This is a genomic window from Stenotrophomonas terrae, assembly GCF_001431465.1.
GTDB classification, from domain to species: Bacteria; Pseudomonadota; Gammaproteobacteria; order Xanthomonadales; family Xanthomonadaceae; genus Stenotrophomonas; species Stenotrophomonas terrae.
Genome location: NZ_LDJJ01000033.1, coordinates 47,247 through 70,329 on the forward strand (window position 1 = coordinate 47,247; position 23,083 = coordinate 70,329).

Consider the following 23,083-nt stretch of genomic DNA (forward strand, 5'->3'; position numbering starts at 1 on the left):
TTCAAGCCCCACCAGATGAACACCCTCCGATTCGCAATGGGACCAAATGACCTGACGACGTTAGAAAAAAATTTAGCAATCCAAGCCAAAATTAACTATATTGCACTCAGCAACTTCGCTTTAGCTGTACCAACTGGTCAATCGCATTTTGGTCCAAAGCAGGCCCGCCAGCTTCAGCAACAATTTCTGCCGGAAACTCGGGCACGCGGGACAAATCTGTTGCGCGCAGCTTGTCACCTGGCTGCAGCGGGGGACCGTCTTCTTCCATGTATTGCCGTATATGCTCCCATAGCGCCAATTGCGTGCTATCGAAGCCATTGGACTGAACACCCAACCGGATAAGTTGCTCCACTTCGTTCGTCGTACCCTCACGAATGGCCAGCAGACCGAGCTCAAATCCCTCTGAGGCCAGATTAGCCCCCCGGAAATAGATGTAGTTATAGATGCGCGCTCGGATCTGATCATCCCACCTGTACGCAATCGGCGCACCATGGGATCCACTCACCCAGAATTTAAAAAACGCCCCCTTTATATAAGGAAGTACATAGACCGTCTTTGAATTTTTATTGAACAACACAGGGTCATCCAACGAATTTATTTTAGTTTGACGCCAAAAGTAGGTTCCAAAGCAAAAAAGGAAATATGAAACAAACCCAAAAACGAAAACCATAAAGAAAAAATTTATCGTCACCGAAAACTTTGACTTTATCAACATCATTAGTAATAAAGCCCAAAAAAAGCCCGCCAAAGACCACATAAAAAATGCGGAAAATTTTGACCATCCGACGTTTTTTGCATATTCACCACGGATCGTTCCGACCACCAAACCTTGCCGGTGGACGCGCAACACAGAATCAAATGCTACAGGATCAACATCAAGCGAAACCGAATGATCCGCGGGAATAATACGATAAGGAGCGCGCCGTGCATGCGCGTTATCTCGAGAAAGCACAACACTGAAGACAACCTCGGGCTCCGCCTTACTCCAAATGGCAGCCGTTGTTTCCTTCAATCCCATAATCGGCCTCTACCGTCAGTCAATATCGCGTTAGGACTACAAAGAACGGCGTAGCGTTCACGCTGGTCTCCTGGCATGCCGTCTAGCGAGCCGCAGCTTTCAGTAGGGCCAGGCGACGGATCTGCAACGAAACCGTTAACAGGAAAAATTGCGACTTATAGTTCGGCCAGCTTCGCCAAACCGTCGACTTGGAGGACAGCGGAAATTCAGCGAATCTAGTTCAGCGTAATTGACGTAAATCCCGCTGCCCCATACAACAGATGGTATAAGGCGAAACGCTAGATTTAGAACAATTTCACAGCAGAAATCAAGGCTCAATATCAAGCTCCGCCACTACGCATTCTTGCTTCATCCTCACTCAACCTTCGCCCCATTGACTCTAACGCCTCTCGCGGGAATATTGGCAGTCTACTGCCGGCTTTCTTGTATTTCTCACCAACATCCAAACCAGGCCGTCCATCAATCATATATAAGCGTATGTGCTCCCACAGCTGAAGTAGCTCGAAATCATCACCCCAGCCTCTAGAGCCAATATTTACCTCGCAGGCAACTTGTTTTGGAGCGTCTTTTCGCTCAAAAACCAACGTCAACACATTGACCCAACGAGCGGAACTAAGGCCAGGGGTTACTTCCAGAGTTCTGTAAATTCGCGGCTTTAACTCATCCCAAGAGTGAAGCTCGAATCGCACAGGAGTGACCTCAAATATATTTAAAAAAGATGGCATCTTAGGGATTGATACCCAGACTTCCTTGGTCTTTCGATTGAAGACAACCGGAAAATCCGACGGCATCAAGAACAACACTCTCAATATCACGCTAAAGGCGCTAACTCCAAACAAAGTACACGCTAAAGATACAAATAGCGTCGGAATACTAATTGAAGCGAACTCAATACCAAAATGCCATGCGATCGAGTATCCGTAGACGGATAGAGCTACTAGGCAGAATGAAGAAATGAGTCCGAACCAAGCAAGGATTGACATTCCAACCGCCCCTCTCAAACCACTTACCATGATCGCATTCTCGTACACACCAATGACTACGCCTGAAGAGGAGGGGCCGGTGTGAACCGAGTATGTAAGATCATCAATTACCCGACGTGGACGCACCACTCCTACTTGTGCGCCCGCTTTCGAGCGCAAGCGAGCGGACTGCAAATCGAAATAAGGATCTTCGCTTTCCCAAAGAGGAATGCCGACCTCACCTTCTCTCTTCATTTCGTCACTCCACGGCTAACTGCTTCTTCGCCGACGCCAACTTATTTTCGGTTGCGAGTCAACTCCGGGTCTGAAGCGGAATAAACTGATTCGAGCAAGCCTTACACCGACTTAATTAGGCTTCAATAATTGGTCAATTTATAGAATTACGAATACTTTGCGAATCCCTTAAACGACGGCCTTTCCATAGATTTGTGTCTTCAAATCTGCGTCCAAGGCTTTTGCCTCCTGCACTGATTCCTTCCAATAGGTCATCATCGCCTCCGCCTTAGGCCCCTGCCTCACTCGCCCAAAGACTGCCGGCGCTTTGAGGCCATCGACTTGACCGCTGCGAGACCTAGAATCTGCAAGCACGGACGCTGGCCAAACGGGCTTACGACAAAGCATCATCGTCAGATAGCGCGACACCGCCCAAGGGAAAGTTAACGGAAGTCCCAACAAAATCATTCCCTGACCAGGAGAAGATATGTGAATGATGAAAGAATTTCGAAAGCTAGGCTCAACCGATGTGAATAGCTGCAACGGCGGAAACGGCAAAGCAGCTGGGCCGGATTCCATGAAGCGTTTGATCATCTCCCAACTGGCCAAAGACACTCCAAGACTATCGCCGCTATCAGAACCCACTGCGAAAGTGTGAATCACAATTCCGTCACGCATTACATTACCGCGCAGATCATAGGTATGACCTTCATCTGGTCCAACAGGCTTGTCTCGTCCGATATAGAAGTAGACATCCTTCCAAGGCACGGATATCGCGCGGCTCTGACCACCAATAAATACGTGGACCATCCCCGTCTCGCGATTGAACCTTATTGGATAGTATTGATATCTAAAAATATCCCGGCCCAGCAGCATCCAGTATGCAAGTCCCGCGCATAACAGACATAATAAGACCAAGAAACCAACCGCATAGTACTCAGCCTGTGCAACTACTCGCTCTCCGCCGACCTGTACCTGCCAAATTGTCCATATCATCCCGGCCGCGAATGCGAGTACGAGTGCAATCATCAGCGCACCCCACATCGCCGCCCAACCACGATAATCGAAATGTCTATCGACATATTCTATGTATGTCGAGTTTATGGCGATCAAACCCTGATCAATCGGCTTCGAAATCTTGAATGAGGAAAGCTTATCAAATCCAGCGGCGACCTCGTAATCGGACAGAGGACGCGCAACTTTGTAACGCTGGGCTAACCAACCCGCAAACTGACTCATAGTTTATCCCCCTGCCGGCATTAACGCATTGTAAGCAGTTTCCTGATCCTCTACGGATTCAAAACGGCCATGATTATTCACACCAAATGGGGTCTTATCTATCCATACCTCAATTTTGTCGTCGCGAACTAGATTTATCAACCACTCCCCCAACATACTCAGTAGTCCAAGAACGAGCAGAACTACGAAGCCCACCCCGACGGTAAGAACGCCAGCGAGCATCAAAATGCTTACCACCACACCAGAGATCGCCGTGACACCATAGAAGACGGCCATAGGAATATCACCTTTTCTGATAGCATCCATAGCCTTCCATCCGTCAACAACGGCACCCAAAATACCCCCGACCACACCAAAAGCGCGAGCATAAAAACCAATTGCTCCAGCCCGAGTGGCTGCACGCGCGGCACCAAATCTGATCTCGTTTTGCAAGGCTGCTCTACCCCACTGCGTCTTCTCCAAGCCAAGTCCGGCGAGCTCAACGCTTGTCGCAACAAATCCCATCAAGGCGGAGGCCATTGAAAGCCCCCTGCGGAGCGCCGGACCTTCGGATTTGACGTCAAGCTTCCCATAGGCATCGCAAGTGTTCCAAGCGTCTAATACAAGACCAACCACACCCAGACGCACATCCAAGCTCACGCGGGGACCCAGATGCTGGGATGTCCTGTTCTGAACCATGGACCTTATTTGGTCTTCGGTCATCAAAAGGTTCCCGAGAGCACCTGGGCTGCCCCCTCTCGCAGCACTTATGGCGCGCTGATCCCAAAATATCGCCCACTGAAAAACTTTTCGACCTCGAGCATTCCGTTCGCCGGTAGCCGCCCGCGCGCCACTTCGTTCATTTAGTTCCTGTCGCAGGTGTTGATCGATCCGAGCACGCAACTGCTGTTTGTCTATGCCCGGCTGCCCTTGACTCAACGCCTCAGTGAGAAAATGCGCCATTTCCCTCTCGGAAGCCTGAATTCCAATGCGTTCGATTCTCTTTCCAGATAGGACTCCCAGAAGTCCTAGCATGTTATTTCTGGCTGCAGCCGTAATAGCAACGTTGACAGCACCTCGTCTGAGCCCGGATCCCGCCTTGGAAAGACAAGTTACGATCCCGCCGGAGATTTTGTATACCAAGTTTGCGACCAGACCCAATCCTCGTTGAAGTTCCTGGGGCTTTTCCCGCCCCCGCGTCAGAACATGACCATATGCTTTGAAAAGGTTGGACCAAGCTCCAGGATTATCCGCGAGCGACTTTGATTGCTGCTGAATCACCTCAGCAGCAAGACTGTCGTTCAGAGTCAAGGCGCGCATTGTTGCATTTTTTAAATCAGTAAAGTTTCCAACTAAATCTTGGAGAACCGCCGCCTGAATGGCCTCATGTCCAACAATCCCATCCAACGAGTTATCGACAATCTCTGTCAGTCGCATCGAGCTATACGAAACTTCTTCGTGGTGATTGCAAGCAAGCCACGACCTAAACAGATCGTGCCCATACCACTTGACAAAACTTAACGCCAGGGGCGTGATGTGTGCGACTGTATAATCATGCATCTCCCCTTCGAGGTTAGATTCGAACGCGTTAAGTGCATCATCGTCATAATCATCCCGATACCTTTTCCACGCAGAATCGCGAGCATTTCTATCTTGCTCCGGCGTCAACTCATCTGGAATCTTGGTCACACCGGCTGCATATAGTTCGATAGCTGCTCGGCCTGTATATACTCTCGACCTTACGGAACTCAACTCTTCAGCGGCGGACTGATCTTCAATAGCCTGTCGCATGCTATGAATAGCAACTGCACTTACCTGTTTCCAAGCCCTATCATTTTCCTCCTCAAAATCACGTGCTTTTTCCCTCATCAGCGCAGACAATTCTTGCGTAATTCCCGCCGGATCATTGAGTGCCAGCATCATCGGACGCCCAATCGAAGCCGACTTCTGCAGCCAAGACTCCATTCCGGGTAAATCCTGCTTGCTCCTGCAGAAAGGGAGGAATGAGAAATCAAACCCTGGATTCCAATACACGGTGACCGTTTCAAGAACGGAGGAAACAACCCCATCGACTAGAATAGGTTTTCCTGGCACTACCGGTGTTGGATTGCTAGAAGCAGCGAAGGGAATATTAGTTACGCTGCTTTGCCTGGGTAGTTTGCCGAATTTAAATTCACTCACTTGTACAGTTGCATCAAGTGCATTGCCCGCGTGTTCAATCGCCTTTCCGCCAAGCCAGTTCTGCACGTTGACACAACGCATGTGCTTCCTACGCTCGGCAGCGGTTCGGTTGCGCTTCAGCACCTCTGCAGGCCAAGGCGCTTCGCTAAACCCGAACCACACATTACCCGCCCGTTTTGGATCTGGAATAGTTACAAACCTAGCAACCTGAGAATCAGCCATTCGGGCACAGCTTGGCTCGAACTCCTCGCGAGGTGGTGGAACACCATGAGGGTCGAACTCAAGTAGATAAGAATCACTTGTTACCTGAAAGCCCTTCCATTCACCTCTGACTTCATTGAATACATAGAGGTATCCATAGCGGGCAAGCCTCAGCGTATAGTGAGCCTCGCCGTCAGGCAGTGAGATAGCAGATACTTCCTTGCCGAAGCTTCCACTCAATCGTGGGCCCTGCCAACTATCCTTCACATCTGAACGACAAATTGCGTAACGCACTGGCAATATGGGCAAACCCACCTGATCACACACATCGCATTTTTTTGCGGGATCGCACGACTGTGTCGGCCTACGTTCCATGCTATCTAGCTCCGTAACTTTCACAAATATTCAATGGTTGGGCATGCAGATGCTCGACCAGACTTGTCACAATGCTGCGATACGCGCCGGGATCGGCCTTTGCAATGTGGATCGCTTCTCGAAAATCCAGATTTTCATGAATTAGCGGCGACTCGGAGATTGAAATATGGGCAAAGGCCTCCTGGTCATCCAAATCTGTCAGACCGAAACTTCGCGCGCATTCGATCTCTTTGTAGATGCGCTGGGTTAGCCCATCCGGCCGCATCACCTGTTCGACATCAACGTTAAGCCGTGCGACCACGCGGTTTACCGAAGCCAGCGACGCAATAGCTCGAAGCTGCGTAGCATCGAACACCAACGGTTCTTGCGACATCCCCGTACCAACGTACGAAATCCAATCCTCCCCTCCAACCAATGGCGCGGTCCAACGAACAACAGGACCCAGCAAGGAGCCAATTTGTGCTTCACTCAATATCCAAAGCAGACATTCCCAAACTCGTGGATCGTAGTATCGGAAGAGCATTTTTTCGCCTTCAACTTGTCTGACCATGACTCGTGAGAGGTGACTGCGTAAACGTGCCTGGCTTTCTTGACTAGCTATCAGGGCGGAGAACGGGCTCTGCTCATGGCATCGAGCGTATTCAACAGTCCTATCCAACGCATGCAACCTTTCATCGGCAGACATGCATCCGAGATCAATCAGGTAAGGGAAGACATGCTGTTGAGCTCGTAGTTCCGCAGGCACAAGAGGAGTACTGGGCCACAAGCTCGCCAAGCGCCTGTCCATTTGTAACGGATTCATAAGAGCATACTGATGCTCATTGAAAATTCTGTGATCCAGCCTCATACCGCGCGCCCAAGTGGAACAAAACCTGCTCCGGAAACCTCCGCCGCACGGACGCGGTACTCGCAAGCCTTATGAGTGCTTTGCGGGACAGTGGCTTCAGATGTCACGCCCGCAGGCCCCACCCAATCCCTCTGGCTCGCCTTGAACTCAATCTTCCCGGGCGCGCCCAACTCGATGTTGTCGCCTTCAATCCGAATGTAGGCACCCGCTGCAGTAGCCAGCAGATGCTTGCTTGGCGCCGCCATCTCGATATCGGCTTCGGTGCTGGCGATGCGGACATTGGTTTTCGCGGCGATCGTGGCTTGGTTCTTGTGCGCGCGAGCGCTTACCTTGCCTTGTGCTGCGTGCAGGGCGATGCCTCGCTCCTGATTCGGGCTGTCTTTGCTGGCCTCGCTGCCTACGGTGTACAGCACCAAGCCTTGGGCGACAGCCAGGCTGAGTGAGCCTTGCGTCATCCAGTTCAGGGCAACGCCGCTGCTCAGCAAGGTGTGGGTGCCGCTTACCCAGGCCTGATCAGCCGGGGTCAGGCTCATTACGCCAGCTACGCCGCTGCCGAGTAGGACCGGCGCGCTCCAGCCGGGCGCTTCGCCATCGCCACCACTGATGCTGCCAGCGCTGCCGCTGTGCGTTGCTTTCAGTTGTTCCTGCAATTCGCTCAGGGTTTGATCGATGGGCAGTTCTGCTGGATCTTTGGGTAGTTGCGCGGCTTGATCCGCTGCCGAATCGGCGAGGCTTTTGAGCAGGTCGTGGCCTTGCTGCAGCTGTGCGATGGCCTGTGGCGCGGCCATCTGCGGCGTGCCTTCCTCGGTGGTCAGCAGCAGGCCGCGACCGGCGCGCAGGCTGCCGTGTGCCTGGGTGGAGAGTTCGACGCCGAAGCCGCGTTCGCCGTCGCGCACATTGTCGCTACCGCCTTTCAAATGACCAAGGGTCAAGGTGGTGTCGTGTTGCGTGGTAGACAGCTGGGCGCGACCTTGTCCGGGCGTATCGTCGAAGCGCAGCTGCTGGTAACCACCGGTGCCACTTTGGCTCTCTGCCAGCGCCTGGCTCTTGAAGCCGGTATACACCGCCGCGTGATCATTGCCCTCAAACCAGGCGGCGGCATTGCCGGTGGCGTTCGCGCCGGCGCTGTTGAGCTGATTGTGTTGTGCATCCTGCTGGCCGCGGCCGTTGTAGAGCGCGCCGACTATCACCGGGCGGTCGATGTCGCCTTCAAGGAAGGCAACCAGCACTTCCTGACCACGCCGCGGCAAGACCACACCGCCCCAGTTGTCACCCGCCCACGGTGTCATCACGCGTACCCAGGTCCAGGCCTTGCCATCGGCGGGCGCATTATCGTCACCTGCGGGGTGCGAGAGACCATTGCTGGCGTTGCCGCCGCGCTGCCACGGGAACTGCACTTTGATGCGATGGTCGCGATCAGAGAGCAAGGGATCGCCGTCGCTGACCACAATCGCGCTCAGGGTGCCGGTAATGCTGGGCCGTGGGTGCAGGTGCACGCCGTGACCGTCTTCGGTCTGTGGGCGGTAGATGACCTCGGCCGGAATTACTGCGAACTGGTTGTCGTAGAAGCCGGTGTCGATGTCGTTGCGCTCTGCGCCATTGCTGATGCCAGCCAGGGCGCTCGGCAGCGTCAGTGAGCGCTGATTGATTGGGCCCAGTGCCTGCTCCAGCGCGTCGAATATCTCGGCGTCGAGGTTGTTGCGCGCCTGGTGACGGACCGAGATGCAGAGGAAGTCGGCGTCGCCGGCAACCTGCGGATGCTGCGACAACGCGAGCTTTGCGCCGGGTGCGAGTGCGCGCCATTGGCCGGTGCCTTCGATCAGGTGCGAACGCACCCGCAATGCGTCCAGATGCTGCTGCGCGCGGCGTTGGCCGCGGGCATTGTCCTGCCAGCCGTAAGGACCACTGGTGTCCTGGTCGACGATACCCAGCCCGCTGCCCTGCTCTGCCTCAGCGCTGGCTTGCCGTCGTTCCAGGCTGCGGTAGTCCCAGCTGGCGCGCTCCACCTTTGCGGTGGACCAACTGCGTCGCTCCTGCCATTGCTGGATGCTGTCGCTGCGCTCGGTTTCATCGCTGCGGTGAAAGCGCACGCTGCCCAGATCGGTGACGTCGTGGCTATGATCGGCAAGCACCAGGGTGTGCTTGCCGAAGGCTGATGCATCGGCATCGCCTTCGTGTTCGAACCAGTAGAAAATGCCTTCTTCGGCCAGCAGACGCTGTACGAGAGCCAGGTCACTTTCCTGATACTGCGTGGTCAAGCTGCGCTTGGCGTATTGACTGGCATCGTTCAGCAGCCAGCGCCACTCCGGTGCCACGCCTTCGTAGTCCGCGAAGATGTCTTCGACAATCTCGACCACGGTCTTGTCGTGGAACACATAGCTGTCCACACGCTGCGACAGAAACGCCAGCCATGGCTGCAGGCGCAGGCGATAGCGGGCAAGCCCGCCGTTGCTGCCAATCCGTTCGGCGGCAGTGATGCGTCCGTGCAAGGGCCGATGGCTGCCGTCAGCCTGCTGCAATTGCAGCAGCGCAGCCTGCCCGATCAGCGGCTGCAGCTGCACGCCGGCGTCAACCGACAGCGCAGTGATCGTCCATTGAAAGCCGATGCCGTCGATCTGCTCGATGCCATCCAGGGTTTCGGCAATCAGCACCTCGCTGCCCAGCGCGGTATGCAGCCGCAGGAAGCGTTGTGTCTGTGCCGGCCCAGCCAGGGCTGCCAATACGTTGTTTACCAAATCCATGGTGTTGATCTGCCTTCATGGAGCGTAGTGCGCACTACGCTCCGGACTGAAAACGGTTGATGCAAACATTCGCTGCCGCCATTCCCGGTGCCCGCCAGCACCGGGATGACGTTGTTACCTGACGATCAAGCGCTCTGCACAATTTCCTCAAGGCGCAGGCGAACGCCTTCGCTGATATGCAGGCGGTAGTCACGGCCGCCGGCGGCAATCAGCACTTCACGTACGTTGCTTACCAGCTGCGGCTTGCCAACCGGAGCACTGTCCATATGGATACGCCAGGAGCCGCGGCTGATCTGAGCGGCCACGTTGCGTGCATCCTGCCGTGCAGCCGGTACGGCGCTGTCCAGCAGTTCGATGATGTGCTCCGGACGCAGCCGGTTCCAGGCGCGTACGCGGTCCAGGTCGCGCCCCAGGCCCAGCTCCAGGCTGTCGCAGTGGCTCAGTGCTTCTTTGCGGTCAAATCCGTAGAAATCCATGTTGTTCTCCTTCGTCCGTAATCAAGAAACTTTGTATTTGAAGTCGCCCTTCTTGCCGGCGCTGACTTTGATGCTGTTGATACGCGTGCCTTCGGCCATGGCCGTCAACACGTTCTCTGCGATCTCCGGCAGCAAGGTGCCGTTGAGAATGTGGTCCACGTTGCGCGCACCCGAATCCACTTCGGTGCAGCGCGCAAGCACGGCTTCAACCAGGCCTTCGTCCCAGCTGAAAGCTGCCTTGTGGTTGGCACTGACGCGGTCACGTATACGGCCGAGTTTGAGGGTGATGATGCGCACCAGCACGTCGTCGCTGATCGGGTAGTAAGGCACTACCTTCAAGCGGCCAAGGAAGGCAGGCTTGAAGCTGCGCATCAGGATCGGGCGCAGCGCTTCGGCAAGCGCGTCCGCAGCGGGGATCTCCTCGGCCGGCTTGTTCAGGCAGGACTGCATGATCTGCGAGGAGCCGATGTTGGACGTGAGGATGATCAAGGTATTGCGGAAATCAATCTCGCGGCCTTCAGCGTCATCCATCACGCCCTTGTCGAACACCTGGAAGAACATTTCCAGAACATCCGGGTGCGCCTTCTCAACTTCATCCAGCAACACCACGCTGTAAGGATTGCGGCGTACAGCTTCGGTCAGCACGCCACCTTCACCGTAGCCCACGTAACCCGGGGGTGAGCCCTTCAGGCCGGACACGCTATGCGCTTCCTGGTACTCGCTCATATTGATGGTGATCAGCTTCCGCTCACCGCCATAGAGGATGTCGGCCAGCGCCAACGCGGTCTCGGTCTTGCCCACGCCCGATGGCCCAACGAACATGAACACACCACGCGGCTTGTTCGGGTCTTCCAACTTGGCGGTTGCAGTACGTACGCGCTGGGCGATGGCGTCGAGTGCGTGGTCCTGGCCGATGACACGTTCTTCCAGCAGCGTGCCAAGCGAGCGGATGGTGCGGATTTCATCCTTGACCATGCGGCCCAGCGGCACACCGGTCCACGCCGACACAATCTCAGCGACCACGGTACCATCCACCTGCAACGGCACCATCGGCGTCTCGCCCTGCAAATCGCGCAGTTCGGCCTGCAGCTTCGCAAGCTCTGCATGCTGCGGTGACAGCTCGCGAGCGGCCTTGCCGCGTTTGCCGGCAACCTTGGCCACAGCGACGTCTGCCTGCCCTTCCGCAGCTGCTTCCGCATCGCCCTCGCCCGCCACGCCCTGCTCCAACTGCTGGCGCAGGGCAGCGACACGCCCCGCCAGCTCGCGCTCAACGCTCAAGCGCTGCTCGTTGCTGGCCAGCACTGCCTGTGCTTCAAGCTGCTGCGCCTTCAGTTCGGCCAGACGCTCTTCGTGCTGGGTGCTGCCGCCGGCAGTCTCGCGCTGCAGCGCGGCCAGTTCGGCCTCGAGCCGATCCAGATGCTTACGGGTGTCTTCGATGATGGCCGGAGTCGCGCTCTGCCCAAGGGCGACCTTGGCACAGGCGGTATCCAGTACGCTGACAGCCTTGTCCGGCAGCTGCCGGCCGCTGATGTAGCGGTGCGACAGGCGCACGGCCTCCGTCACTGCTTCGTCGAGCACGCGGATGCCGAAGTGCGCTTCCATCAGGCTGACCATGCCACGCAACATCGCGGCGGCCAGCACTTCGCTGGGCTCTTCCACCTTCACTACCTGGAAGCGGCGCGCCAGGGCGGCGTCCTTTTCAAAGTACTTCTTGTACTCGCTCCAGGTGGTTGCGGCGATGGTGCGCAGCTCGCCGCGCGCCAATGCTGGCTTGAGCAGGTTGGCGGCATCGTTCTGGCCGGCGGTACCGCCGGCGCCAATCATGGTGTGGGCTTCGTCGATGAACAGGATGATCGGGTGCGGGCTCTTCTTCACCTCGTCGATCACGTTCTTCAGGCGGTTCTCGAACTCGCCCTTGACGCTGGCACCGGCCTGCAGTAAGCCCATGTCCAGGGTGTGCAGCTCCACGCCCTGCAGCACTTCGGGCACATCCTTTTCGGCAATGCGACGCGCCAAGCCTTCGACAACGGCGGTTTTACCGACGCCGGCCTCACCGGTGAGGATGGGATTGTTCTGGCGGCGGCGCATCAGGATGTCGATCACCTGACGGATCTCGCCATCACGACCGATCACCGGATCGATCTTGCCGTCGCGTGCACGCTGGGTGAGATTGGTGGTGAACTGGTCCAGCGCTGGCGTCTTCGACAGACCGCCCTTGGCCTCGCCCGGCACCGCATCTGCATCCTCGCCACCACCTTCGCCCGTAGCCGAAGCGTCGGCGAAGCGCACCGTCTGCGCTTCCTGCGAGCCTTCGGTCAGCTTGGCGAAATCGTGCTTGAGCTCCTCGCGCTTGAAGCGCACGAACAACTTGGAACCGCGATAGGCCAGCTGCGACAGATCCGGCTCGGTCAGCAACGCCAGCAGCAGGTGGCCACTACGGATGCGGGTGGTTTCCGAATCCAGCGAGGCAATCAACCAGGCATGCTCGAACAAGGCCGGCAGGTGCTGGGAAAACACCGGGGTGCGGGTATTGCCGGTCTTGAACTGGCTGATCTCGTCACTGAGGTCGCGCTCCAGCGACTCCGGCGAAATGCCGCTGCGCTGGGCAATCAGCACGAAGTCGCTCTTGGGCTGCTCGAGCAGGGCCAGGAACAGATGCTCCAGATCCACCTCGTAGTTGCCGCGCGCCATGCACAGATTGGCTGCGCGCTGGGTCGCCTGGCGGCAGGTGTCGTCCAACTTGCTGATAAGTGTTTTGAGGTTGATGCTCATGCGGAACCACGCACTCCCTGCTGAAACCGTTCAATTACCGTCGGCGTTGCCACCGGCGGCGCGTTGTCATTGCAATGTGTGGATGCCATAGGTGGTGTCGTCGCGCGCATCGGTCTGGCCGCGAGTGCACATATAGCTGTCCCATCCCAGGCGCGCACCATTTCCCAGTGCGCTGCCTTGGACATCCTCTGCGCGCAATACCAGCCGCACTTCGTACTCCAGCGTCCCGCCGGTCAGCAGCGACAGCCACTTGGCCAACGCCAAGGCCGCGTTGCCACCGGGCAGGAAATCATCAAACGCCTTCTTTGAAAGCGGACCAATACGCAGGCGCAGGCGCAGGTCGCGCTGCCATACGCGGCCACCGGCCAGCGCGCTAGCGCCCAGAACGGCGTTTGCCTGGCCAAGCCGCGTCGCCTGCCCCGCCGGCACCCGATACCAGGCACCCACAAACTGTTCGACATCAAGTGGCACCTGGAAGTAATCGGACAGCACGCGTTGCATCAAGGCCGCCGACACCGGCCGCTGACGGATGGCGCCGGCATAATAGGCCACGGCCTGATCGAAAATATCGCCTTCGCCATCGTGCAAGCGGTCGCGCAACTCGTGCATGCCCATGCCGAGCAACGACAGCACCAAAGGCAGGAAGCGTTCGCGGCGGTCCAGCTCGTACTGCAGCGCCAACCGGTGCTTTTTCCACGCCGCGTAGTGCAGCGCCACCGCACGTGTCGAGAAGATATCCAGGAAGGCGCGTGCAGTGCGATCGCGCTCGTACAACTCGCGGATCTGCAAGGTCTCGGTGTAATGCAGCGGCAGCGCACCGGCCGTACCCAGCAGACCCATGAATTGCGGCGTCAGGTGAACCTCGCCCAGGGTTTCGCTGGCCAGTGCCTGCTCGATGGCATCGCGCTCCTGCAGGCGATCACCGGCCAGCGAGTACACCTCGCCATCGGCCGACAACTCGGTCGCCGGGAAGCCCAGCGAAAGGTTGTTGCGGAAGCGCACCCGCATCGGAATCGCCTGGCCCGACTTCACGCCCTGCCGCTCGAATACCTGCTCAAGCAGCCGCACCGCCTGGAAGAACTCGAAGCGGTGCGGCTCTGCCAGCAGCTGCTGGGCTACGCCAGGATCGATTCGCCGCTGCGCGCTTGGCATCGGACGATCTCCTCCCCGCTGTCGCCGGAAATCAGCACCAGTCGGGTGAAACTGTTGGCATGCACATACAGTGCGAAGAAGTGATCCATCACCTGCGCGAATGCAGCCACGCCGGTGCCGACAAAGTGGGCCTCATTGATGGTCAAACGAATTTCCAGGCCACGCACCACCGATGCGAACTGGCGCCCGGACATCCAGGTGGTGGCAGGCACCTGCTCCAGCGCGAGAATGCCGTCCACCTGGCGCGCGGAAACATTGCTGCCGGACATGTCGTACAGCCGCAGCATTTCCTTCAACGCAGCCAAGCCGCTACCGCTCAGCGACAGCTGGTTCAGCGAAAGATGCGAGATCAAACGCCATTGCGCGCTGCGCCCATGACGGAAGCGCAGCGGCCGGGTCGGCTTGCGCAGCAGGGTAATTGCGCGTGCGGGGCTGCCGCCTTCGATGCTCAGGTCGCCACCGGCCACACCGTGGGCGAGCTGATGCGGTAGATCGCGGTTGCTGCAGGTCAGTTCCAGGCTGACGGTATCGGTCTGCGGCAGCACCGGATTGAACGAGAGATCGACAAAGCTGATCTCCATCTCGAAACCCGGGCTCTGCCGTGCGATGTCTTCATCGTGGCGAGCAACCCAGTACTGCCCGGTCCGATCCGGATCTTCGCCATGATGCAGCGAATAGAACGGACGGAACTCGTGGATCGCCTCGCCCTGCGGCGTCTGCCGGATGCGGTGCACCGAATCGATGGAATGCACTTCGTAGGCGAAGGCGCGCCGCGCATCGGCAAGCACCGGGTAGTTCACGGTGCGATGGGTTACCCGGATGGGCTCGCCGTTGATCTTGAACAGATTGACGATGGGAGTGCAGCCAAGCCGCACGTTATGCGTGCCGATATCCTCCAGCACCATCGCGTTGCTGCGCTCCTGCTGACCGGCATGCAGGATCAGGTGCAAGGTGAAACGGCGACTGGCGCCTGCGCTGGCAGCAGTCAGGTCAAGGTCGACGAAGCCGAATTTCTCCGGATAGGCAAACAGCTCGGTCAACAGACGATAGGCCGGATGCGAGCGCGCCGGGAAATCTATCAGCGCCTCATTGTCAGCGAACCCTACCGGCGTGATCGGCGCTGCATCCAGTCGGCGCCAGCGGCCGTCACCATCGGATTCAACATAGGCAGCCTTCACCCCCAGCAGCAGTGCATCGCGCAAAGCGGCGCGCACCGAGGGCTCGCCATCCAGGAACAGCCGCAGCTTGTCGGTGCCCAGTTGGCCAAAGCCAAGCTGATCGGACAACAACTGGAAACCTAGCGAGATCTGCGCGCCGCTGCCAGTCGGCAAAGCCGTCGCCATGGGTGCATCGGCCACAGCACGGTAGGCGACCGTAGAAATGCTGATCGGCGCCAACACCACGTCGTAGCTGGTGCGGAAATCGCAGGGAACGCCGCGCACCGCCCGGCTCTGCAGCGAGGTGCCGCGCGGGATTCGCACCGGCGCACTCAGCTTGGAGGCAACACCGTCCATGTCGAAATAGGCGATGGCGCACGACGGGAACGGCCGCAGATAGTGCGGATACAACACGTCCAGCAGCGCATCGGTGAATTCGGGGTAGTCATCATCGATGCGTTTGGACACGCGTGCCGTCAACAGCGCGAACGCCTCGATCAAACGCTCGACGTGCGGGTCCTGGCTGCCATCAGCGGAGAGCTGCAGGCGGCCGGCAATCTTGGGGTAACGTTCGGCGAACTCGCGGCCATAACGGCGCAGGTAGGCAAGTTCACGCTCGTAGAAGGGCAGCAGATCCTGCATCAGAGCGCCTGTTGAGTGCGCCGGGCGCGGGTGACCTGGTACTGCAGCGTCGAGGGCTGCAACATTGCATCGAAACTCACCGGCTCACGTGCGGGCTCAAGATCCAGCAGCGCATGGATGGTGAAGTGCAGCCCGCCGGCGAACTGATTGCCTGCATCAAGCTGCACGCTGACGTTCTTCAAACGGCGCTCGTGGCGGCCAACCGCCTGCTCCAGCGAGCGGCAGATGGCGGAACGGTCATAGGCATTGGCCAGGCTCATCGCCGAGAAGTCGGCAAGCCCGTAGGTCAACAGGGACTGGCGGCAGTTCGGGAACTCCGCCATATCGCTTTCCTGGAATGCGGCGCGCGAGTTCAGTAGCCCCTCCAGGTCGCGGGCGATGGATTCCTTGTACTGCTCCAGCGATACGGACTTGAATATCGGCCCGGCGCCCGCGCTGCGCGGGTTATCGTCAAACAGCTTTTCCAACAGGCTGGGTTCGAGTCCCTTCATCGTTGTTTCCGGTAGCTGGGCATCCGTGCGTAAAGGCAGCGATGCAACTGCAGGGCCTTTCCTGGCCATGCCGGGATTGAGACTGCGATGGCGCTTGACGCGCCATCGCAGAACACATCATCAAACGGTGTAGTTCGGGATGTTCTTGGTTGCGCTCCACTGCGCCACGGTCTTGCCACCAACACCGCCTTCCGGCTTCTGCTGCTGGTAAGTCCACTTGATGGCACCAAAGCTCAACTGAACCACTTCCTGCGGCATACCTTCCTTGTCAACCGTGGTGGTGACGCGGTGTACCAGCACGTTCAGCAGCTCGACCAGGTAGTAATTGATCGCGTTGCCGTCCTTGTCAGCGCGCATGAATTCAACGCGAGCCTTCGGGAAGGTGGTGCCGTTTGCGGCGGCCTGGTTAAGGGCCGTGGAAGCGAGGTCGATCGACTTGATGATTTCGATCGGCGACAGATTCACACGGGCTGCCGTGGTACCACCAGAGGTGGAGGCAGTGGCCGAGCGCGGCTGCAGCAGATCCTGCGAGAAGGACTGGATCTCGATCCAATCCTTGTGCTTGTCGTCGTGCGACTCACCCTTGATGGTGTCAATGGAAAGAAAAGCATGTTGCATATCTGGTCTCCTAAATTCCGTTCTTCCGTGAGATTGTTTGCCAAGCGGGGGCTCGGCGGTTGAGGGGGGCTTCGCCCTCTAGAAATGTGCGCCACCGCGAGATAGGGACCGAAGTCCCTATCTGACGCTACAGCAACAGCAAAACGTTACGACTTCTTCGCGGAAGCCGGCAATTCGGCAACCAGACGCAACGAAACAGACAGCTCATCGAGCTGGAAATGCGGCCTGATAAAGGCCACCGCGCGGTAGACACCGGGCTTACCCGGCACTTCCGAAACTTGCACAGACGCTTCACGCAACGGGAACTGCGCCTTGGCTTCCTGGCTGGCGTTGTCGTCCAACAATACGTACTGGGCGATCCACCGGTTCAGGAATTCCTCGACGTTGCCCGCGGATGCGAAGCTGCCGATCTTTTCGCGCATCATCGCCTTCAGATAGTGAGCGATACGCGAAACCGCGAAAATGTACTGCAGCTGCGCAGACAGGATCGCGTTGGCATTGGCCGAATCGGTGTTGTACTTCTTCGGCTTCTGTGCCGACTGCGCACCAAAGAAGGCGGCATAGTCGGTGTTCTTGCAGTGCACCAGCGGCATGAAGCCGAGGTCACTGAGTTCTTTTTCACGACGGTCGGTGATAGCCACTTCGGTGGGGCACTTCAGCGCCACTTCGCCGTCATCGGTACGGAAGGTGTGGGTCGGCAGGTCTTCGACCAGGCCGCCGCCTTCCACGCCGCGGATCGCCGCGCACCAGCCATAGCTTTCAAATGCCTGGGTCAGGCGTGCACCGGCCGCATAGGCGGTGTTGCACCACAGGAACTTGCTATGGTCTGCCGCTTCGATCTCTTCAACGAAGTTGAAGCCCTCGACGGTGGTGCCGTCCTTGGGGTTGTACGGCAGGCGGCCGAGGAAACGCGGCAGCGTGAGGCCCACATAGCGGCTGTCCTCGCTCTCGCGGAACGACTTCCACTTGGCGTACTCGACCGTGTCGAACACCTTGGCCAGGTCACGCGGCTTGCCCAGGTCGGTGAACGACTCCAGGCCGAACATGCCTTCGCTGGCAGCGGACAGGAACGGCGCATGCGCGGCAGCGGCCACGTGCGACATCTGCTCGATGAAGTACATGTCTTCCGGCTGGCGGCCGAGGAAGTAGTCGCCGATCAGTGCACCGAACGGCGCACCACCGAAGGTGCCGAACTCTTCTTCATAGACCTTCTTGAACAACGCGCTCTGGTCGAAATCGATGGCCGATTTGAAATCCTTGACCAGATCCTTCTTCGGCGAATTGAAGACCTTGATCTTCATGTTCGGACCGGTGGAGGTCTGCGAGCACAGGTAGTGCAGGCCGCGCCAGCTGCCTTCCAGCTGCTGGAATTCCGGGGCATGCATCACCGCGCTGAGCTGCTCGGAAATGATCCGGTCAATCTCGGCGATACGCGCATCCAGGGTCAGGTTGAGATTGTCGGACACCACCACGGTGCCGTCCATGACCTCCTGCGCCAACGCGGAGATGATGTCCTTGGCACGCTCGTGCTCGGTGCGCGACTTGGCAACCTTGCTCTTCTCGACGATCTGATCAAGCAGGTCGATTTCTTCGGTAGCCGCGGCAGGCGCGGACAGTTGTGTGGCTTCAGCTGCCATCGCTTACTCCTCCTTTGCCGCGCCGAGCTTCTTCAGCTGCTCGGTGTTGTTGAGCACATCGGTCAACAGGTCTTCGAGCTTTTCATTGCCCGCCAGCTTGTTGCGTAGATCGGCCAGCTTGGTGCGCGACTCAAGCAGACGACGCAATGGATCGATCTGCTGCACCACTGACTCCGGGCGGAAGTCTTCAATCGAGTTGAACTTCAACTCGACGCCGAACTCGCCACCGCTCTCGCTGACCTTGTTGGGCACGCGGTATACCGCGCGTGGGCCGGCCGCTTCCATCACTTCGTCGAAATTGTCCAGATCGACGTTGACGAACTTGCGGTCCTTGACCTTGGGCAGCGGATTCTCCGGCGTGCCGCTGAAGTCACCCATTACACCAACCACAAACGGCAGCTCTTTCTGCTCGATCGCGTCGCCCTTCTCTACGTCATAGGTAAGCTGCACGCGCGGCGGCCGGATCTTCTGCAACCGCTTTTGAACGCTGTCCTTCTTGGCCATGGGTGTCTCCTGACTGGTCCTGTTGATCCGGCTTAGTTGCCAATGTTCTGGAAAGGATCGGCGCCGTTGTCACGTGCCGGGCGCGCCGGTGGCGGCTGCGCACCTGCAGGCGGCGCAGCGCGACGACCAGCTGCCGTCGAACGTGCCGCCGGTCGCGTTGCACGCTGCGGCTTCGGCTTGCCCGTCTCCAGGATCGCGTCGCCCATGGTGGAACGCAGCGTGGTGACCAAGGTCTGCGCTTCACGCTGTGCGGTTTCAGAGGCCAATGCACCGCGCCCACTCAGGCGCTGCAGCGATTCGTTGGCAATACGGAAGCCTGCGACGGTCAGTACGCCATCGGCAACAAGGTCATCGGGATCGCGTTGCAGCACTTCTTCGGCCGCAACAATGGCACGCGCATAGCGGGCCTGATCGAACTGCAACTGGGCAATGCGCACCCAGGGTTCTTTACGCGTGGGGTCTGCTTTGGCGGCGACTTCAAAGGCACTGATCGCAGCATCGGCACCTGCCGTCGAGACCTGCGCCTCGGCATTTGCCAGCGTTACATCGAAAGGAACTTCCGCCGCTTTCTTTGGTGTGGATGCACAAGCCCCCAACCCCGCCAGCAACGCTACCGCCAACATCGAACGACACGCTGCCGCCCCAAACATCTTCACATCCATAGTGATTCCTTCGTCGAAATAAGTTCCTAAAGGGAGCCGCATTTCCGCCGATACAACTCGCGGGAATCCAGTCCCAGCGGCGGCAGTGTACATTCGGGAATGCGCGCCGGTATAGTCATTTTCGAAATCGCGATTTGTTTGCTCTGAACATTTCCTTCACATCGGCGTGCTGCACTTGCATCCAGATGTAGTCATTCGTCCGCTGTTTTTATGGCGCCCATCACTAAATGAATGCGTACATGAGCAAACTTCTGCGTGTTGTTTCAGTCACAACTTTTTCCCTTCTTACTACCATCGCATTAGGCGGCTGTGCTTCGGGCAGCAAGCTGGGCAAGGCCGTGGACAGTACACTGCAAGCCGTTGGGCTGCGTGAAGCCAAGCCTGAGAAACCTCCTGTAATTCCGCTCAATATCTACGCAGGGACAAATCTCAATGCCGGCAATGACAAGCGTGCGAGCGCTGCGGTATTGAAGATCTACCACCTGCGCAGCGGGCAACGTTTTGAACAGGCGCCCTTCAATGCCTTCCTTGATCAGGCCGGGGAACAAGCAGCCCTAGGCGCGGACCTGCTATCGGTCAATGAAGTGGTCCTGACACCGGGTGTACGCCAGCAATTGTCCGAACAACTTAGTGATGGCACCGCTGTCATCGGCGTGGTCGCACTGTTCCGCTCACCAGCTGAAGGGCGCTGGCGCATGGCCTTTGATGCACGCACCAAGAATCTTCCCAATGACGGCATAACCCTTGGCGTGCATGCCTGCGCATTGACTACCGACAGCGCCGCGCTGAGCAGCCGCATATCCGGCGACTCGGGCAGCCTGGCGTCGGTCCGCTGCGCCGGAGCACGTTGATCGGGCCGTGGTTTTCGCAGCCTCTTCAACATTGCCAGCCAAGCATGCGCTAGTATCTTTCGCGTTGAAACCGCATGAGGCGGTGGCAAACAGGATGTGAATGGAGTTTTCACATCGGCTGCCAGCGCAGCGATTATGTGACTTGAGCGCCACGCTCGATGCAACGCGCCAACGGAATTTCCAAGGATTGAAATGTGGCTTACGTAAGCAGGATGTCGAAGGTTTTATGGGGTGAAGGATTGTTCCTTCGCCCGCAGCACTTCCAGCGTCAAGACGCCTATCACGAGGCGCGCCTGCAGGATCTGTCGCAGACTTTGCACCCCTATGCATGGGGCGCGCGGCGTGTGCGCTTTGACCCGCATGCATTGGCCGGTGGCACCTTGCGCCCGCTCGATCTGTCTGCGGTTTTTCCAGACGGCGAGAGCTACGACGCGCCGGTGCACGACAGCTTGCCCGATGCCGTATCTCTGCAGGATCTGCCACCCGGGGTACAGGCAACAATCGTGTATCTGGCATTACCGCTATTGCGTGATGACGGTCGCAATTGCGCAGATGCTGAAGGCAGCGTGCTTGCGCGTTATCGCCAGGCCAATCGGGTTTCGGATGATTTGTTCACCGATGCCGCCGAAGCTGAATTGGCATATCTCAGCAAAGCAGTGAAGCTGCTTACCGATGACCAACCCAAGGATGCCTACGCCACCGTGCCGGTTGCACGCGTGCGCAGAACATCCAGCGGTGGCTTCGAACTGGACGATGAATTCATCCCACCCTGCGCGCAGTTGCAGGCATCGCCGTTCCTGCATCGCGAGTTGCGCGCCGTACTGGACGCGCTGCAAGCCAAAGTGGATGCGCTGTACGGGCTGCACCGGCAAACTTCGCAGAACATCATTGAATTCCGCTCGGGCGATATCGCATCGTTCTGGCTGCTGCACACCATCAATTCATCGTTCAGCGCCCTCGCCCATCTGCTGCATCACCCGCAGCTGCACCCCGAGCGCCTGCACCAGGAATTGCTGCGCATGGCCGGCGCCCTGCTCACCTTCTCCAACACGTACCAGCTCAACGACCTGCCGGTGTATCGCCACGATCAACCGGAGGCTTCGTTCCGCAAGCTGCTGGAAATCGTGCGTGCGCTGCTGGAAACCGTTATCTCCACGCGCTACTTCAAGATCGCATTGAACGAGATCAAGCCGTCCTACCATCTGGGCCGGCTGGATTCGCAGCGCATCGATGGCGAAGCCTCGTTCTACCTCTCCGTTTCGGCCTCCATGCCGGCGCAGGAGCTGATCCAGACGGTGCCTATCCGTTTCAAGATCGGCGCACCCGACGACGTGGAGAAATGCGTGCTTTCCGCGCTGCCAGGCGTGAAGCTCACCCACGCGGCGCAGGTGCCGGCTGCAATTCCGGTCCGTCCCGGCAGCCACTATTTCGAGTTGGATGCACGCGGTGCTTTGTATGAACGCATGCTCAAATCGCAGTCGCTGATGATCTATGTCCCCTCCGGCATTGCTGATCTCAAGCTCGAACTCGTTGCGGTGACCACCTGATGAACTCACACCTGCCTCCGACCCCGGGCCCGATGCCGTCACTGACCGGCAACGCAGCCATGGCCAACAACGCACAGATCTCCGCAGCGCCGCAAAGCCTGCAAGATCTGATGGCAGATGGCTTCTACTTGTTGTTGCTGCTCAAGCGCGGGCAGCTGCCCAACGATGCCGAAGGTTTCGTGCAGACGGTGCAGAAGTTCCTCGACAGCGTCGAACGCAACGCGATGCGCCTTGGCATTGCCGCTGAAGATGTCTACGCATCCAAGTACGCCTTCTGCGCAGCCGTTGATGAGGCCATCCTCTCGCAGCCGTCGGCATTGCACGAGGTGTGGGAACGCAATCCACTGCAGCTGCGCATGTTCGGCGAGCACCTGGCTGGCGAACACTTCTTCGACAAGCTTGAAGAGCTGCGCCGTCAGGGTGCACCGCGACTGCCGTCGCTGGAGGTTTACCATTACTGCTTGCTGATGGGATTCGAGGGCAAGTACCGCCTCGAAGGCACCGAAAAGCTGGGCTACCTGACCGCGCGCCTGGGCGACGAAATCGTCTACCTGAAAGGCAAGCGGCATGGCTTCGCGCCCCACGCGCTGCCGCCAGACAACATCCGCAACCAGCTACGCCGGGTAATTCCGTTGTGGTTGCCGGCTGCGGTGGTTGGCTGCTTCGGCGTGCTGGCCTTCATCGGCCTTCGCACCTACATGGGCCACGATACCCGCCAGCAACTGGCTGCCTACAACAACGTCGTGCAGATGCCCGAACGCACTGCGCACATCACGATCACCTTGCCATGAGCCTGT

Annotated in this window: 18 protein-coding genes; 3 read left to right on the forward strand and 15 right to left on the reverse strand. The window is 58.1% G+C overall.

What is annotated here, in order from left to right; all coding sequences use genetic code 11:
• Positions 1-106 precede the first annotated feature (106 nt).
• The 15 genes from ABB27_RS10250 to ABB27_RS10310 form a co-directional block, all read right to left on the reverse strand.
• Entirely contained in the window at positions 107-1,012 is a 906-nt protein-coding gene (locus ABB27_RS10250) for a DUF6708 domain-containing protein (RefSeq protein ID WP_152984525.1), read from the reverse strand.
• A 326-nt stretch (positions 1,013-1,338) separates the two neighbouring features.
• Positions 1,339-2,235 carry a DUF6708 domain-containing protein gene (locus tag ABB27_RS19720; protein WP_152984526.1) on the reverse strand — a complete coding sequence of 299 codons (897 nt, stop codon included), beginning with the start codon at positions 2,233-2,235 and terminating at the stop codon, positions 1,339-1,341.
• A gap of 168 nt (positions 2,236-2,403) precedes the next feature.
• A complete protein-coding gene (locus ABB27_RS10255; RefSeq protein WP_057628608.1) occupies positions 2,404-3,453 on the reverse strand; it encodes a DUF6708 domain-containing protein in 1,050 nt (349 codons plus the stop codon).
• A gap of 3 nt (positions 3,454-3,456) precedes the next feature.
• Positions 3,457-6,189: a T6SS effector BTH_I2691 family protein gene (locus tag ABB27_RS10260; protein WP_152984527.1), complete on the reverse strand. Its 2,733-nt coding sequence runs from the start codon at positions 6,187-6,189 to the stop codon at positions 3,457-3,459.
• Between the two features lies 1 nt (position 6,190).
• Positions 6,191-7,036 carry a DUF4123 domain-containing protein gene (locus ABB27_RS19360; protein WP_083491250.1) on the reverse strand — a complete coding sequence of 282 codons (846 nt, stop codon included), beginning with the start codon at positions 7,034-7,036 and terminating at the stop codon, positions 6,191-6,193.
• Positions 7,033-9,777 (reverse strand): type VI secretion system Vgr family protein, encoded by a 2,745-nt coding sequence (locus ABB27_RS10265; RefSeq protein WP_057628610.1) that lies wholly within the window; start codon positions 9,775-9,777, stop codon positions 7,033-7,035. The genes ABB27_RS19360 and ABB27_RS10265 overlap by 4 nt, the downstream gene beginning before the upstream one ends.
• A 125-nt stretch (positions 9,778-9,902) precedes the next feature.
• Positions 9,903-10,253 (reverse strand): hypothetical protein, encoded by a 351-nt coding sequence (locus ABB27_RS10270; protein ID WP_057628611.1) that lies wholly within the window; start codon positions 10,251-10,253, stop codon positions 9,903-9,905.
• A 21-nt stretch (positions 10,254-10,274) separates the two neighbouring features.
• Positions 10,275-13,025: a type VI secretion system ATPase TssH gene (tssH, locus tag ABB27_RS10275; RefSeq protein WP_057628612.1), complete on the reverse strand. Its 2,751-nt coding sequence runs from the start codon at positions 13,023-13,025 to the stop codon at positions 10,275-10,277.
• A 66-nt stretch (positions 13,026-13,091) separates the two neighbouring features.
• Complete coding sequence (tssG, locus tag ABB27_RS10280; protein ID WP_057628613.1) at positions 13,092-14,177, reverse strand: type VI secretion system baseplate subunit TssG; 1,086 nt, start codon at positions 14,175-14,177, stop codon at positions 13,092-13,094.
• On the reverse strand, positions 14,141-15,976 hold the full coding sequence (gene tssF / locus ABB27_RS10285; protein ID WP_057628614.1) for a type VI secretion system baseplate subunit TssF: 1,836 nt from the start codon (positions 15,974-15,976) through the stop codon (positions 14,141-14,143). Before tssF ends, tssG begins: the two co-directional genes overlap by 37 nt.
• The gene (tssE, locus tag ABB27_RS10290) at positions 15,976-16,467 is read right to left on the reverse strand and encodes a type VI secretion system baseplate subunit TssE (protein WP_057628615.1); all 492 of its coding nucleotides are present in this window, start codon (positions 16,465-16,467) and stop codon (positions 15,976-15,978) included. Before tssE ends, tssF begins: the two co-directional genes overlap by 1 nt.
• A 120-nt stretch (positions 16,468-16,587) precedes the next feature.
• Positions 16,588-17,085, reverse strand: coding sequence for an Hcp family type VI secretion system effector (locus ABB27_RS10295; protein ID WP_057628616.1), 498 nt, complete (start codon positions 17,083-17,085; stop codon positions 16,588-16,590).
• A gap of 146 nt (positions 17,086-17,231) precedes the next feature.
• A complete protein-coding gene (tssC, locus tag ABB27_RS10300; protein ID WP_057628617.1) occupies positions 17,232-18,722 on the reverse strand; it encodes a type VI secretion system contractile sheath large subunit in 1,491 nt (496 codons plus the stop codon).
• Between the two features lie 3 nt (positions 18,723-18,725).
• Positions 18,726-19,226 carry a type VI secretion system contractile sheath small subunit gene (tssB, locus tag ABB27_RS10305; RefSeq protein WP_057628618.1) on the reverse strand — a complete coding sequence of 167 codons (501 nt, stop codon included), beginning with the start codon at positions 19,224-19,226 and terminating at the stop codon, positions 18,726-18,728.
• Positions 19,227-19,258: 32 nt separating this feature from the next.
• Positions 19,259-19,888: a tetratricopeptide repeat protein gene (locus ABB27_RS10310; protein WP_152984528.1), complete on the reverse strand. Its 630-nt coding sequence runs from the start codon at positions 19,886-19,888 to the stop codon at positions 19,259-19,261.
• 239 nt (positions 19,889-20,127) lie between these two features.
• Here ABB27_RS10310 and tssJ point away from each other — a divergent pair, with 239 nt between their 5' ends.
• The 3 genes from tssJ (at position 20,128) to icmH (ending at position 23,077) form a co-directional block, all read left to right on the forward strand.
• A complete protein-coding gene (tssJ, locus tag ABB27_RS10315) occupies positions 20,128-20,739 on the forward strand; it encodes a type VI secretion system lipoprotein TssJ (protein WP_057628619.1) in 612 nt (203 codons plus the stop codon).
• Positions 20,740-20,951: 212 nt separating this feature from the next.
• Complete coding sequence (tssK, locus tag ABB27_RS10320; RefSeq protein ID WP_057628620.1) at positions 20,952-22,286, forward strand: type VI secretion system baseplate subunit TssK; 1,335 nt, start codon at positions 20,952-20,954, stop codon at positions 22,284-22,286.
• Positions 22,286-23,077: a type IVB secretion system protein IcmH/DotU gene (icmH, locus tag ABB27_RS10325; RefSeq protein WP_057628621.1), complete on the forward strand. Its 792-nt coding sequence runs from the start codon at positions 22,286-22,288 to the stop codon at positions 23,075-23,077. Before tssK ends, icmH begins: the two co-directional genes overlap by 1 nt.
• The last annotated feature ends 6 nt before the right edge of the window (positions 23,078-23,083 follow it).

Excerpts from the sequence above, each read along its gene's own strand:
- ABB27_RS19720 (WP_152984526.1), bottom strand. The coding sequence starts at position 2,235 with ATGAAGAGAGAAGGTGAGGTCGGCATTCCTCTTTGGGAAAGCGAAGAT.
- ABB27_RS10255 (WP_057628608.1), bottom strand. The coding sequence starts at position 3,453 with ATGAGTCAGTTTGCGGGTTGGTTAGCCCAGCGTTACAAAGTTGCGCGT.
- ABB27_RS10260 (WP_152984527.1), bottom strand. The coding sequence starts at position 6,189 with ATGGAACGTAGGCCGACACAGTCGTGCGATCCCGCAAAAAAATGCGAT.
- ABB27_RS19360 (WP_083491250.1), bottom strand. The coding sequence starts at position 7,036 with ATGAGGCTGGATCACAGAATTTTCAATGAGCATCAGTATGCTCTTATG.
- ABB27_RS10265 (WP_057628610.1), bottom strand. The coding sequence starts at position 9,777 with ATGGATTTGGTAAACAACGTATTGGCAGCCCTGGCTGGGCCGGCACAG.
- ABB27_RS10270 (WP_057628611.1), bottom strand. The coding sequence starts at position 10,253 with ATGGATTTCTACGGATTTGACCGCAAAGAAGCACTGAGCCACTGCGAC.
- tssH (WP_057628612.1), bottom strand. The coding sequence starts at position 13,025 with ATGAGCATCAACCTCAAAACACTTATCAGCAAGTTGGACGACACCTGC.
- tssG (WP_057628613.1), bottom strand. The coding sequence starts at position 14,177 with ATGCCAAGCGCGCAGCGGCGAATCGATCCTGGCGTAGCCCAGCAGCTG.
- tssF (WP_057628614.1), bottom strand. The coding sequence starts at position 15,976 with ATGCAGGATCTGCTGCCCTTCTACGAGCGTGAACTTGCCTACCTGCGC.
- tssE (WP_057628615.1), bottom strand. The coding sequence starts at position 16,467 with ATGAAGGGACTCGAACCCAGCCTGTTGGAAAAGCTGTTTGACGATAAC.
- ABB27_RS10295 (WP_057628616.1), bottom strand. The coding sequence starts at position 17,085 with ATGCAACATGCTTTTCTTTCCATTGACACCATCAAGGGTGAGTCGCAC.
- tssC (WP_057628617.1), bottom strand. The coding sequence starts at position 18,722 with ATGGCAGCTGAAGCCACACAACTGTCCGCGCCTGCCGCGGCTACCGAA.
- tssB (WP_057628618.1), bottom strand. The coding sequence starts at position 19,226 with ATGGCCAAGAAGGACAGCGTTCAAAAGCGGTTGCAGAAGATCCGGCCG.
- ABB27_RS10310 (WP_152984528.1), bottom strand. The coding sequence starts at position 19,888 with ATGGATGTGAAGATGTTTGGGGCGGCAGCGTGTCGTTCGATGTTGGCG.
- tssJ (WP_057628619.1), top strand. The coding sequence starts at position 20,128 with ATGAGCAAACTTCTGCGTGTTGTTTCAGTCACAACTTTTTCCCTTCTT.
- tssK (WP_057628620.1), top strand. The coding sequence starts at position 20,952 with ATGTCGAAGGTTTTATGGGGTGAAGGATTGTTCCTTCGCCCGCAGCAC.
- icmH (WP_057628621.1), top strand. The coding sequence starts at position 22,286 with ATGAACTCACACCTGCCTCCGACCCCGGGCCCGATGCCGTCACTGACC.